This window comes from Rheinheimera sp., from assembly GCF_037442345.1.
Classification (GTDB): domain Bacteria; phylum Pseudomonadota; class Gammaproteobacteria; order Enterobacterales; family Alteromonadaceae; genus Pararheinheimera.
Map to the genome: position 1 here is coordinate 69,489 of NZ_JBBIQL010000008.1, position 12,094 is coordinate 81,582.

General features: G+C 53.3%; 9 protein-coding genes. 1 reads left to right on the plus strand and 8 read right to left on the minus strand.

Features of this window, described 5'->3' with window-relative positions; translation table 11 throughout:
- Positions 1-7: 7 nt before the first annotated feature.
- The 6 genes from WKJ04_RS06265 to WKJ04_RS06290 form a co-directional block, all read right to left on the minus strand.
- Positions 8-1,132 (minus strand): porin, encoded by a 1,125-nt coding sequence (locus WKJ04_RS06265; protein WP_337879630.1) that lies wholly within the window; start codon positions 1,130-1,132, stop codon positions 8-10.
- A 198-nt stretch (positions 1,133-1,330) separates the two neighbouring features.
- Positions 1,331-2,944 carry an ATP-binding cassette domain-containing protein gene (locus WKJ04_RS06270; RefSeq protein WP_337879631.1) on the minus strand — a complete coding sequence of 538 codons (1,614 nt, stop codon included), beginning with the start codon at positions 2,942-2,944 and terminating at the stop codon, positions 1,331-1,333.
- The gene (cydD, locus tag WKJ04_RS06275) at positions 2,931-4,667 is read right to left on the minus strand and encodes a thiol reductant ABC exporter subunit CydD (protein ID WP_337879632.1); all 1,737 of its coding nucleotides are present in this window, start codon (positions 4,665-4,667) and stop codon (positions 2,931-2,933) included. Before cydD ends, WKJ04_RS06270 begins: the two co-directional genes overlap by 14 nt.
- A complete protein-coding gene (gene cydX, locus WKJ04_RS06280; RefSeq protein ID WP_337842660.1) occupies positions 4,664-4,774 on the minus strand; it encodes a cytochrome bd-I oxidase subunit CydX in 111 nt (36 codons plus the stop codon). The genes cydD and cydX overlap by 4 nt, the downstream gene beginning before the upstream one ends.
- A 10-nt stretch (positions 4,775-4,784) precedes the next feature.
- Complete coding sequence (cydB, locus tag WKJ04_RS06285) at positions 4,785-5,921, minus strand: cytochrome d ubiquinol oxidase subunit II (protein ID WP_337879633.1); 1,137 nt, start codon at positions 5,919-5,921, stop codon at positions 4,785-4,787.
- Positions 5,922-5,923: 2 nt separating this feature from the next.
- A complete protein-coding gene (locus WKJ04_RS06290) occupies positions 5,924-7,477 on the minus strand; it encodes a cytochrome ubiquinol oxidase subunit I (RefSeq protein WP_337879634.1) in 1,554 nt (517 codons plus the stop codon).
- A gap of 168 nt (positions 7,478-7,645) precedes the next feature.
- On the opposite strand from WKJ04_RS06290, the gene WKJ04_RS06295 reads away from it, so the two are divergent.
- Positions 7,646-8,440, plus strand: a complete 795-nt coding sequence (locus WKJ04_RS06295) for an NAD(P)H-binding protein (RefSeq protein ID WP_337879635.1) — start codon at positions 7,646-7,648, stop codon at positions 8,438-8,440.
- A 38-nt stretch (positions 8,441-8,478) separates the two neighbouring features.
- On the opposite strand, the gene WKJ04_RS06300 is transcribed toward WKJ04_RS06295, so the two are convergent.
- Complete coding sequence (locus WKJ04_RS06300; protein ID WP_337879636.1) at positions 8,479-10,272, minus strand: S8 family peptidase; 1,794 nt, start codon at positions 10,270-10,272, stop codon at positions 8,479-8,481.
- 432 nt (positions 10,273-10,704) lie between these two features.
- Entirely contained in the window at positions 10,705-12,084 is a 1,380-nt protein-coding gene (locus WKJ04_RS06305) for a copper oxidase (RefSeq protein WP_337879704.1), read from the minus strand.
- Positions 12,085-12,094: the final 10 nt, after the last annotated feature.

Below are 12,094 nucleotides of genomic sequence, written 5' to 3' on the forward strand. Positions count from 1 at the left end.
GTTCTCCTTAGAACACCAGGTCGACGCCAAGAACCAGGGCTCTGTCGTCCCGGTCCAGGGTTTTGTTGTCGGCATCACTGTACTGAACTTTCAGCGCAGCTGAAGGGTGGAAATCATAGCGGATCCCCAGATTGATTGTGGTGCGGTCCAGCTCCAGGCTTTCGACCAGACCTGCGACCGGTGCATACACAGGCGATGCGACAGGCAGGGCAGCATAAATCTCCCGTTTGGCGTTATTGTCTTCATTTTCGTACGAGATATAAGGTGTGACGCTTTCAAAACGGTAGCCTAAAGAGGCATACCAGGATTCCTGGTCAGAGATAAAGGAGTTATCGACCTGGGCTTTGGTGATTTCAGTGACAAACACAATATTGTTTTTATCGACACTGAAGCTGACACCGGTAAAGGAACTGCTTTCGTCCTGTACGTCGAGCTGGGCAGCCAAAGCACCCAAACCAAAACCTGTCAGTTGTGCCATAAAGCCATTCAAATTGGCCTCACTGAAGGTGGTTTTGCCCACCAGATACGCGGCCCTTAAATTGTAACCGTCATAACCTAAATCCCAGGCCAAACCGGCAATATTGTCTATTTTGGCGTCTGCGGTCTGGTTGGTGATTTGGGCTTCACCATCATAGCTGCCCATAATCAGTTGCAGGTTGGAATCAAAGATGCCAAGCGTGGTGCTGTGGTACAACGAAGCACCTTCAATGGTGTCGAAACCCAGGCCATAGACACTTTGTGGCACTCGTGACCAGTCGTAAGCATAACCTACATCACGGAAATCCGAGTACTTGTAAAAAGGCGTGCGCAAACGGCCAGCATTGACCCGCAACTCGTCGGTTAAGTCATAACTTAAAAAAGCCCATTCAAAGCCGACATCCCAGTCCTCAGTGCCGCGGCCTAACAGCTGAGCTGTGACCGACAGTTTGTCACCCAGGTCTGATTTGATCTGCAATGCAGCCAGGCTTTCATTTTTGAAATCCAGTGTGTCGTCATAACCGTAAAGAGACTCATCGCTGCCCAGTGTCATGCCAGCTTTGATGGAAGCAAAGCCATTGATTTCCACTTCGGCCTGTGCCGGATTCCAGCAGGCGGCAGTGACCAGCGCAGCCAACAGAGAACGTTTTAGCATACCTTATCCTCATCGTGTTCAAAGTAAGGCTCAAGAGCCCACGCTAACTAAAGATCGATCGTCCCTGATTATTGTTTTTACTGAAAATAAATTTAATACCTGGCGTAAAGCAGACGCTTAATCACCCATTAATGGTTAGTATAAATTTTTTATAAATCAAAGGATAGTTATTTTTATCAAATTTATCGTTTTTATCGTTTAGTTGGTTAAGTTCACAATGGATAAGGTTTTTTCCCCCTGTGGTTTCTGGTGACTGGCAATGAGCAGGATGCCATTGAACTTGTCCAGGCAAGCTTCCACTGCCCTGACACTTTCGGCGTCCAACCCCGTATAAGGTTCGTCTACCAGCAGTACTTTGGGCTGTTGCAGTAAAGCCCTTGCCAATGCCAGTCGTTTGGCCTGACCACCGGAAACAGAGGTGCCGTATTCCCCCATCAGGGTGTGCAAGCCGTTGGGTAACTGGCTGAACCACTCTGCAAGACCTAACCGGTATAACAAGGTGGTCATTTGCTCTGCAGTGGCGTTGGGATTACCCAGCCGTAAGTTTGCAGCAAGGCTCTGGTTAAATAAGGTGACATGCTGTGGTACCAGGACTATCAGCTGTCGCAAGGCCGGGGCATGTTCCGGCTTTACCTGGTGTTGGTTCAGCCAGATCTGGCCAGACAAAGCGGGTAGCCAGCCGCTCAGTGTGTAGAGCAGCGCTGATTTGCCGCTGCCCGATCTGCCTTGCAGCCATAAGCAATCGCCCGGAGCCAAATCGATATCTCTGCAGCGGACAGAGTGAGCACTGCCGGGGTAGCCAGCACTCAGTTGCCGCCAGCGTAGCTGATGGACAGACAGAGGCAGAGGTGGCACAGCGGGCTGATACTGTTGCTGATTTAACCTGGACAGTGCCGCTTTGGCCTGAGCGAGGCTTTGATAGAGAGTAAGCAATGGCAGATGCAATTCCAGCAGTACAAAAAGGCCCAGCAAGCAGCCGACCAGAGCAGGTAAATCATCCCGGGTCAGCTGCTGTTGCAGTAACAGGGTGGCGGCGGCGCATAAAAAGCCGGAACTCAGGGCCACTTGCAGCAATAAATCGCATAACTTCTGTCGGTACAGCTGTTGCTGATACCGCTGTTCTAACCGCAGGCAGCAGCTGGTCAGGGATTGGCCATGTAACTGCAACAGAGGGGTCTGTTGCAGTGGGTTCAGTAATCCGGGGCGTCGTTGCTGATCCAGATGCTCAAGTTGTCTTGCACTGGAAAACGCCAGGCTGTTCAGTAAGCCAAGCAACAGATAAAGCAGTATCAGTGCTGTGCCAAACCAAGGCAGCACCGTGGGAAACCAGCAGGCCACCAGGGCCAACCAACAGAGACTGATCAGCACAGCCCAGCCTATGGGCAATAAAAACCGTAAAGGCCACATATCCAGGCGGTCAATATCTCGCAGCAGAGTGTTCAGCAGGTTGGCAGATTGCTGTCTTTGGCAGGGGCGGGCGGTGGACAGAAACTTCTGCATAAACCAGAGGCGCAGCTGATGCAAAACAGTCAGCACCGCCTGATGCGACAGCAGCCGCTCGCCATAACGTCCGGCGGTGCGGGTCAGGGCGGATAAACGTATCAGCGCCGCCGGGCTGAAATAATTAAAACCGCCGGCGTTTGCCAGCTGCAGGCCTGCCAGTGCACAGGCACTTAAAAACCAGCCTGAGACCGTCATCAGGCCAAAGGCTGCCAAGGTGGACAGCAAGCCGGCCATCAACGCCAGTGCCCAGAATTTCGGCTCAGCAGCCAACAGACTGCCCAATTTCAGGGGGGATTCAGGCTTCAGCATGGTCAGGCTCCAGTTCTTCCAGTGCGCCATACCAGTGTTGTTGTCTGGCCTGCTGCACTGTGCCCTGCCAGCTCAGCCGTCCGGCCTCGAAGTAACAGACCTGGTCCAACCAGTCCAGGCCATCGAGCTGATGGGTGGCCAGCAATAAGGTTTTGCCCTGGCTCAGGCGGTTTAACTGTTGTTGCAGTTGCCGCTGCTGCGTTTTGCCCAGCATTGAAAAGGGTTCATCCAGCAGCCAGTAGAGCGCTGGCTTCAGTAAAGCTCTGGCGTAGGCCAGGCGCTGCAGTTGCCCGCCCGAAAGTCCAAGCCCGGCTTCTCCAAGCTCAAATTCAAGCCCTTGCGGTAATTGCTGCAAGAATTCCAGGCATTGGCTGTTTTCTAAGGCGGTCAGCAGCTCATACTCGTCATAGTCGCGGCACAACAAATTCTGTCTGATGCTGCCAGTCTGCCATTGACTCTGTTGAGGCAGAAACAGAAGTTGCTGGCGCCAACTGGTCAGCTCCAGCTCCGACAGACGATGGGGGCCGAGCCAGATCTGCTGGCTCAGTTCAGGTTCGTATCCGAGCACTAATTCCAGCACCGAGCTTTTGCCAGACCCACTGCGACCCATCAATGCCACACGCTGGCCTGATTGGACAGTCAGCTGCAATGGCGCCAGGCGGGCTGGCCGCTCAGGCGCGCTGAAAAAGGCCTTGGTGGCAAAATGCAGTGGCTGTGGCTCTGCAGCAGGCATGATCCCGCCACCCTGCTGTACTTGAAGCTGCAACAGTGGCTTCAGGCTTTGCCAGGCGGCGACGGCCTGAGCTTTGGCATGGTAGTCGCTGCCGAGTTGGCGCAGCGGTGCATAAAATTCAGGGGCCAATAACAACATAAACAAGGCATTCTGATAAGGCACAGGGACCTGCTGTTTGGCCCAGGGCAATTCACCCAACAGACCCAGCCCCAGATACAAAGCGACAAAGGCAATGGCCAAAGCGGACAGCAACTCCAGCACCGCACCGGATAAAAAGGCTTTTTGCAGCACTTTCATGGTACGGCGACGGTACTGTGCACTGGCCTCATCCAATTGCTGCAGCACCTGATCTTCAGCAGCCAGCAGTTTGATTTGGGCGAAACCACGCAAAAACTCCAGGAAACGGCCACCCAGGAGCCCCAGTGCTTTGATTTGACGCTGGCTTTCCTGCGCTGCTTTTTTCCCCAATAAAATCATAAAGAGTGGGATCAGCGGTGCCGTCAATAGCAGCAGACAGGCAGCAAAGGGGCTGAAAAAAGCGGTTGCAGTTGCAATCAGCAGCGGCGTCAGCACCACCAGCCAGAGTTGTGGCCAATAGCGGCTAAGGTAAGGATCCAGCGCATCCACCTGTTCCAGTAACAAGGTGGAGAGCTCACCATCATTGCCTACCAGAGTGCGGCGGGGGCCGGCAAGCTCCAGCTGTTGCAGCAGCTGCTGTTGCAAGTGCTGCCGTGCCTGCTGGCTGACATGCATGGCCTGTAAGTCTTTTAGCGCCAGCAGCACCGTGCGGCCGAGCCAGCACAGAATAAACCAAAGGCTATCGGTCAGGCTGATGGCAACTCCGGCAAACAACTGGCCACAACACCAGGCCAGCCACCAGCACTGCAGCAGCAACAGCAGTGTCGCCAGTGTTCCGGCGAGCACGGAAAAACAAAGGCCAGCCCGGTAAGGGGCCAGCCAGTCTTTTAGTTCGGACACAGTGTGACTCACTCGCCGTCCTTGTCATCCGGGTAACCGTTCAGCTCCAGCCACATCGCATTGATAATGCCAAAAGAGCAGGCCAGTAAAACGCCGAGGATCCAGGTGAAATACCACATAATCAGCTCCTTAATACAGTGAATGCGGGTTGTTGTTGATGCTGTCCTGGTTTAACCGGCCAAACATTTTGTAATAGCTCCAGCTGGTGTAAGCCAAAACGATCGGCACAAAGATGCAGGCGACAACAAACATGATTTTCAGTGTCAGTTCGCTGGAGGTGGCATCCCACATGGTCAGGCTGTGATCCGGCCTGCTGCTGGACGGCATAATAAAGGGGAACATGGCCACCCCACAGGTCATAATGACTCCGGTCATGGCCAGAGACGACGCCACAAAGGCTTGCCAGGCTTTGGCGGCTTTGCTCAACAGCGCCGAGAGCAAAAAGGCGGCCACACCCAAGGCCGGGAACAGCCACAACAACGGGGTACTGTTGAAGTTTGCCAGCCAGGCACCAGGGCTGATTTGCACACTTTTACTGACCGCATTATTGATGGCGTTGTGATCCAGGCTGCTGGTCAGCTGATACCCCATTCCTGCAGCCGATAACCAGACACCAGCCAGCACAAACAACAGAGCCGCAAGTAAAGCCGAGCCCCAAGCGACAGTTTCTGCCCGCTGACGCAGCGGAGCTTCGGTTTTCATTTGCAGATAAGTGGCGCCCTGATTGATAAACATCAGCAGGCTGAGCACACCAACCAGCAAGGCAAAAGGGTTCAGCAGTGCCAGAAATGACCCTGTGTAATGGATGCGCAGCAGTTCATCGAAGTGAAAAGGCACGCCCTGCAGCAGATTGCCAAAGGCCACACCAAAGATCACAGGCGGAATGGCCGATCCTGCTGTCAGCGCCCAGTCCCAGTTACTGCGCCAGCGTGGACTCTCCAGTTTGGAGCGGTAGTCAAAGCCGATGGGGCGCAAAAACAATGCGGCCAGAGTGGCCATCATGGCCAGGTAAAAGCCACTGAAGGCGGTGGCGTACACAGGCGGCCAGGCGGCAAATAAAGCGCCACCAGCGGTGATCAGCCACACCTGATTACCATCCCAGTGCGGGGCGACGGCGTTAATCATTACCCGGCGTTCGGTGTCATCTTTTCCTATCACCTTGAGTAAGGCGCCGACACCCATATCAAAACCGTCGGTAATGGCAAAACCAATCAGCAACACACCAACCAGTAACCACCAGATAAAACGCAGAAATTCATAGTCCATGGTTAACCCCCCTGCAGATCCTGTTCGTGATGATAGTTGCCTGTATGCAGTGAGGACGGGCCTTTGCGGGCAAAATGCTGCATCAGATACACTTCAATGATAAGAAAAATGGTGTAGAGCAAAGTGATTGCGCCCAGACTGAACCAGACTTCGCCGACACTCAGCTGCGATGCCGCCAGATGGGTCGGTAAAATTTCACCCACAGCCCAGGGCTGACGGCCATATTCGGCAACAAACCAACCGGCTTCACAGGCAATCCAGGGCAAAGGCAGAGAGAATAGGGCAGCTTTGAGTAACCACTTGGGTTTGTCCATGGTGCGCTTGGCGCTGTGGTAAAAGGCAGCGGCAAACACCAGCAACATGATAAATCCGCAAGCCACCATAATACGGAAGCTCCAGAACATGGGGGCCACTTTAGGCACACTGTGCTCCACTGCCTGGTCAATGTGTGCTGCAGTGGCCTGGGTTGGGTCTTCTGTATAAGCTGTCAACAGCAAACCATAGCCCAGATCTTTTTTCACGGCATCAAAGGCGGTTCTGGTTTCAATGCTGTTGTCGCCGGCGCGCAGCTGTTTCAGCAGGCCATAGGCTTGTTGGCCGTTGAGAATACGCTCACGGTGCTGTTGTTTCAGCTCGGCAATACCTGTAACGGGTTCATCCAGCGAGCGGGTCGCAATCAGGCCTAAGGCGCCGGGGATTTTCAGTGCATAATCAGTGGTTTGCGTCTCCTCGTTCGGCAGGCCAACCAGGGTGAAGGCTGCCGGGGCTTCATGGGTTTTCCATTCGGCTTCCACTGCCGCCAGCTTGGTTTTCTGGACGTCGCCGAGTTCATAACCGGATTCATCACCCAGTACTATGACAGACAATGCACTGGCCAGGCCAAAAGCGGAGGCAATGGCAAAACTGCGACGGGCAAAAGCCAGATCCCGGCCTTTCAGTAAGTACCAGGCAGAAATTGCCAGCACAAAGATGGCACCTGTGACATAGCCGGCGGACACTGTATGGACAAATTTTACCTGGGCCACCGGATTAAAAATGACTTCGGTGAAACTGGTCATTTCCATGCGCATGGTCTGGTAATTAAACTCAGCACCAACAGGGTGTTGCATCCAGCCGTTCGCGATCAGGATCCAAAGAGCCGACAGGTTCGACCCCAGGGCAACCAGCCAGGTCACCACTAAATGCTGGACTTTGGACAAGCGATCCCAGCCAAAGAAAAACAGCCCGACCAATGTGGATTCGAGGAAAAACGCCATCAGACCTTCAATGGCCAGCGGGGCCCCAAAGATATCCCCGACATAATGTGAATAATAAGACCAGTTGGTGCCAAACTGGAATTCCATCGCAATACCTGTGGTGACCCCCAGCGCGAAGTTAATGGCAAAAAGTTTGCCCCAGAATTTAGTCATGTCACGGTAAATTTCTTTCCCCGTCATCACGTACACAGATTCCATAATGGCAAGTAAAAAGGTCATGCCAAGGGTCAGGGGAACAAACAAAAAGTGGTACATTGCAGTTGCAGCAAACTGCAACCTGGAAAGTTCTACAACATCCATCGGAGGGCTCCTGTGAACGGATTGATGGGCATACAATTGGCTAAAACAGCGACAGCTGCTGTTAGTTAAGTTTAATTTACTGATTTCAGCCGCCACGGACCTTGATAAAGATCAAGGTTCTGGACTGGCAGAGTGCAGTTAAAGGATGGCAAACCATAGGGAACACAGATGAAACTGATTTTGGTGGGGGCCGGCTGGTTAGCCCGGCAGTTATGGCACCCCTTGCAACAGGCGGGTTTGGCGGTGTTCCTGACCAGCCGCAGTGCTCAGACGGCCGCTGAATTTGGCACTGCGGGGCTGGTGCTGCCACTCAATGGGGATGAGCTTCAGGATCAAAGCGTGCTGCAGCTTTTTGCCGGGGCTGTGGTGGTTTGTCTGGTCCCTGCCAGTCGTAAGCAGCCACAGCAGTATCTGTCTGCATTAGATGCGCTGGCAGCGCTGATGCAAAAAGCCGGCAGCCTGGCTTGTATTCATATCAGCAGCACAGGCATCTATCAGGGGTTGACAGGCCTCGTCTGCGAGAATGCGCGCCTTGATTTAACAGACCCCAGAGTGAACCTGTTGTCTCAGGCGGAACTGATACTGCAACGCAGTTGTGACGTCTGTACCTTGCGATTATCCGGACTGATAGGGCCAGGCCGCCATCCGGGGCGTTTTTTGGCTGGCAAAGTAAGCTCGGATCCTGATGGCGCTGTGAATATGGTGCACAGCAGCGATGTGGCCGCTTTTATTCTGCAGGTGCTGCAACAGCGGCTCTGGCCTGCAGTATTTAACCTGTCTTGTCCGCAGTTTTGTAGCAGACGGGCCTTCTACCTGAAGGCTTGTGCGGATTTGGGGGGCCCTGAACCTGTCTTTGCAGATGAGAAGGCGCCGGAGCGTCAGATCGACAGTTCCAAATCGCTTCAGGTCGCTGGTTTTCAGTATGGGTGTCTGTCGGCGATTGATGCCATCGCCTATTGTTAAAAAAGCCGGCCCAAAGGCCGGCACAAATGAGCCAGGGATTATGGCTGGTAAGATGCAGTCAGGGTAATGCCTGACGCAGCGGTGTAGCCACGCAGGCTAATGTAATACGTGGCTGCGCTTGGGTTGGTGAAGCTGCAGGTCTCGTTATTGCCAGTCAGGTAAGGGCGGCAATCGTAAGTACTGGTGGTTGGTTGTGCCCCCTGACGCACGTACAAGTCAGCGTCCCCTGTACCTCCAGAGATGGTCACCGTCAGGTTGGACATGCCGGCGGGGACCGCCAGGGTGTAATGTTTCCAGGCATTTTTTGCCACCGAAATATTGGTCACAGTGGCCGTTTCACCTTCGCCAGTACCGCCACCTCCTGTGCCGGCTGCCGCTGCCACAGCAGCAGCGGCATCAACAATACCTGTACCGCAGTTGGTGCAGGTGGCAGGGAAAGCGCGGGTGGTGGTTTTCAGGATGCTTTCAATTTCATCCGGAGTGGCCGAAGGTTTCACTTGCTTGATGAGCGCCGCTACACCAGCGACGTGAGGTGCAGCCATTGACGTGCCCTGGCTGTAACCATAGCTGTCAGATCCGGGAGTGGTGGTTCCTGTGTTGTAAGTGGATAACACACCATTTGGATCATTGGCTGAGCTCATGGCACCGCCTGGTGCAGCCACGTCAATGGAGGTGCCATAGTTGGAATAATAGGCCCGGCCACCACTGCGGTTGGTTGAGGCCACATTCACCACACCGGCACAGTTCCCTGGGTTAAAGTTATTGGCGTTGCCATTGTCGTTCCCAGCGGCAATCACAATGACTGCACCTAAACCTCGTGCTGTGTTGATGGCCTGTTGGGTGGTTGAATCACAGGCTCCAGAGCCGCCCAGGCTCATATTGATCACTTTGGCCGGATTGGCGTTTACAGGTAAACCTGAAACGGTGCCCCCCGCCGCCCAGACAATACCATCTGCGATATCAGAGGTGTAACCGCCGCATTTACCCAGTACGCGAACCGGCACTACTTTTGCCCCATAGGCAACCCCGGCAACCCCACTGTTGTTGTTGGTGACCGCTGCAATGGTGCCTGAAACGTGAGTACCGTGCCATGAAGAGTTTTGTGCGGAATGTGTGCCACCGCATTCATTGGCCAGGATCCAATCGCCCGGATCCTGTGCGTTGGAATCACGGCCATTCCCGTCATTGCCAACAAAGCTGTCAGAGATCATGTCATAACCAGGCAGAATATTGGCATTCAGGTCGGCATGAGGACGGTAACCCGTATCCAGTACGGCCACTACAACACCCGAGCCTGTCGCATTGTCCCAGGCTGTGTTGGCACGTAAGCCACCAGTGGATTCGTAGTAATGCCATTGACTGGTGTATTGAGTGTCGTTGGGGGTTGCGGCAATTTGCAGCATTCTGTCTTCTTCTACCTGCTCAACATTGGGGTCTTTTGCCAGGTTTTTCAGCATTTCCCTGGTTTCTTTGTCATTCAGTTTACGATCGGCTTTGACAATGTGGCGTTTGGAGTTGATGCCGCTGGTCCGGACAAAGTCTAACTGAGTCCCTGCCAGAGTGGACAGGGCACCCGCAACGTGCTCTTTCACAAAACTGGTGCGTTGCTGCTCAGATAGCGCAGACCCGGAAGCGTTGCTTTCACCTACAGAATTTTCAGTGGTTTCTTTGTATTTAACAATAAAGCGGGTCACCAGCTGGTTGCTTTGCTGCTGAGCAGTTGCCGCCGGGTCTTTCTCCTTTGCGGCAACAGCGGGTACAGAAGTCATCAGGGCGGCAGTGGACATGCAAAGTACAGCAACTTTGCTCAGGGTAAATTTTTTAGCTTGCATATAGTTCTCTCTGGATAGTTGTTAGAGTAAACACGCCTGTACCTGAATTGGTTCTTTTTTTGGGGCGTGCAGGGCAATAATTAGTCAAATATTTGTTAATGTAAATATTTACAATTTTACAGGTTTAACTTTTCGTTGCCGTTTTTATCAAATTTTTGCGGATTTTTGCGCTGGGAACTTGGTTATTTGCGGTGAAAAATGCGACATTGATTACAAATGATCACAATTGTATTTATATTGAAAATTAATTTTTATATTCCAATAAAATCTAAATAAATTCTGGAATGCTATATTGGGGCTGTGATGTGCCATCATTGGCGTAACAGCATCTGGACGGGAGCTGACCAAAAATCAGCAAACTGATTGCATACACAACAGAAGGACAGTGTTCACAGCACGCCGCCACACAGGACAGCGTGCTGGTCAGTCCCTCTAATGCTGATGATGGCCTGGTTTTTTCGCTTTCAGTTCAACCGCTGCGCCGGCAGGTGCCGGTTTGGCGCTATGGCTTTCTGGCTTAGCCCCAGTCCACTCATAAGCCACTGTGCCTTTCGGGTGTTGAAACCAGCCCGGATCGGAATAGTCGCCTTTGCCCTGATCGGCACGAACTTTAAACACACTGAACATACCGCCCATTTCCACCCCGCCAAAGGGACCCTGGCCAGTCATCATCGGCAGGGTGTTGGCAGGCAAAGGCATCTGCATTTCAGCCATATCGGCCATGCCACGTTCCCCCATCACCATATAATCGGGCACCAGTTTGTTGATTTTTTGCATCAGACCACTGTGGTCGACGCCAATCATGGTGGGCACATCGTGCCCCATCGCATTCATGGTGTGATGGGATTTATGGCAGTGGAAAGCCCAGTCGCCCTCTTCATCGGCCAGCAGCTCAATCTGGCGCATCTGGCCTACGGCAATGTCAGTGGTCACTTCCGGCCAGCGGGCTGAGTGTGGCACCGGGCCGCCGTCTGTGCCTGTGACCATAAATTCATGACCATGAATATGGATAGGGTGATTGGTCATGGTCAGGTTACCTATCCGAATGCGCACCTGATCATTTTTACGCACCACCAGCGGGTCGATGCCGGGAAAGACCCGGCTGTTCCAGGTCCACAGGTTAAAGTCGGTCATGGTCATAATTTTTGGCGTCGCGCTGCCTGGTTCAATGTCATAAGCGTTCAGCAGAAAACAAAAATCCCGATCCACCTCGGCAATATGAGGATGGGGTTCTTTCGGATGGGTGATCCACATGCCCATCATGCCCATCGCCATCTGAACCATTTCGTCGGCATGCGGGTGGTACATAAAAGTACCAGGCCGACGTGCAACAAACTCATAGACAAAAGTCTGCCCTGGCTTAATCGACGGCTGATTTAAGCCGGAGACGCCATCCATTCCATTGGGCAGGCGCTGGCCATGCCAGTGCACTGAAGTGTGTTCCGGCAGTTTGTTGGTGACAAATATCCGAACTCTGTCACCTTCGACCACTTCAATGGTTGGTCCGGGCGACTGGCCATTGTAGCCCCACAGGTGAGCATTCATACCTGGGGCCAGTTCGCGGACTACTGGTTCAGCCACCAGATGAAATTCTTTGACACCCTTGTTCATGCGCCAGGGCAAAGTCCAGCCATTCAGCGTGACCACCGGGTTGTAAGGCCGGCCTGTATTGGGGACCAGCGGGTCCATGGTGTTGGGGCTGGTCTGGATCATCGGCTCAGGCAAGGCGGCCATCGCAGTGCGGCTGACCGAAGCACCAGCCACAGCTGCTGTGATGGCGCCAACGCTTTTTAATAAATCTCGACGAGTCATCATGATCTGG

Bases quoted from the DNA above. Each gene is read 5' to 3' on its own strand.
- WKJ04_RS06300 (WP_337879636.1), bottom strand. From the start codon at position 10,272: ATGCAAGCTAAAAAATTTACCCTGAGCAAAGTTGCTGTACTTTGCATG.
- WKJ04_RS06290 (WP_337879634.1), bottom strand. From the start codon at position 7,477: ATGGATGTTGTAGAACTTTCCAGGTTGCAGTTTGCTGCAACTGCAATG.
- WKJ04_RS06295 (WP_337879635.1), top strand. From the start codon at position 7,646: ATGAAACTGATTTTGGTGGGGGCCGGCTGGTTAGCCCGGCAGTTATGG.
- cydX (WP_337842660.1), bottom strand. From the start codon at position 4,774: ATGTGGTATTTCACCTGGATCCTCGGCGTTTTACTGGCCTGCTCTTTT.
- WKJ04_RS06270 (WP_337879631.1), bottom strand. From the start codon at position 2,944: ATGCTGAAGCCTGAATCCCCCCTGAAATTGGGCAGTCTGTTGGCTGCT.
- cydB (WP_337879633.1), bottom strand. From the start codon at position 5,921: ATGGACTATGAATTTCTGCGTTTTATCTGGTGGTTACTGGTTGGTGTG.
- WKJ04_RS06305 (WP_337879704.1), bottom strand. From the start codon at position 12,084: ATGACTCGTCGAGATTTATTAAAAAGCGTTGGCGCCATCACAGCAGCT.
- WKJ04_RS06265 (WP_337879630.1), bottom strand. From the start codon at position 1,132: ATGCTAAAACGTTCTCTGTTGGCTGCGCTGGTCACTGCCGCCTGCTGG.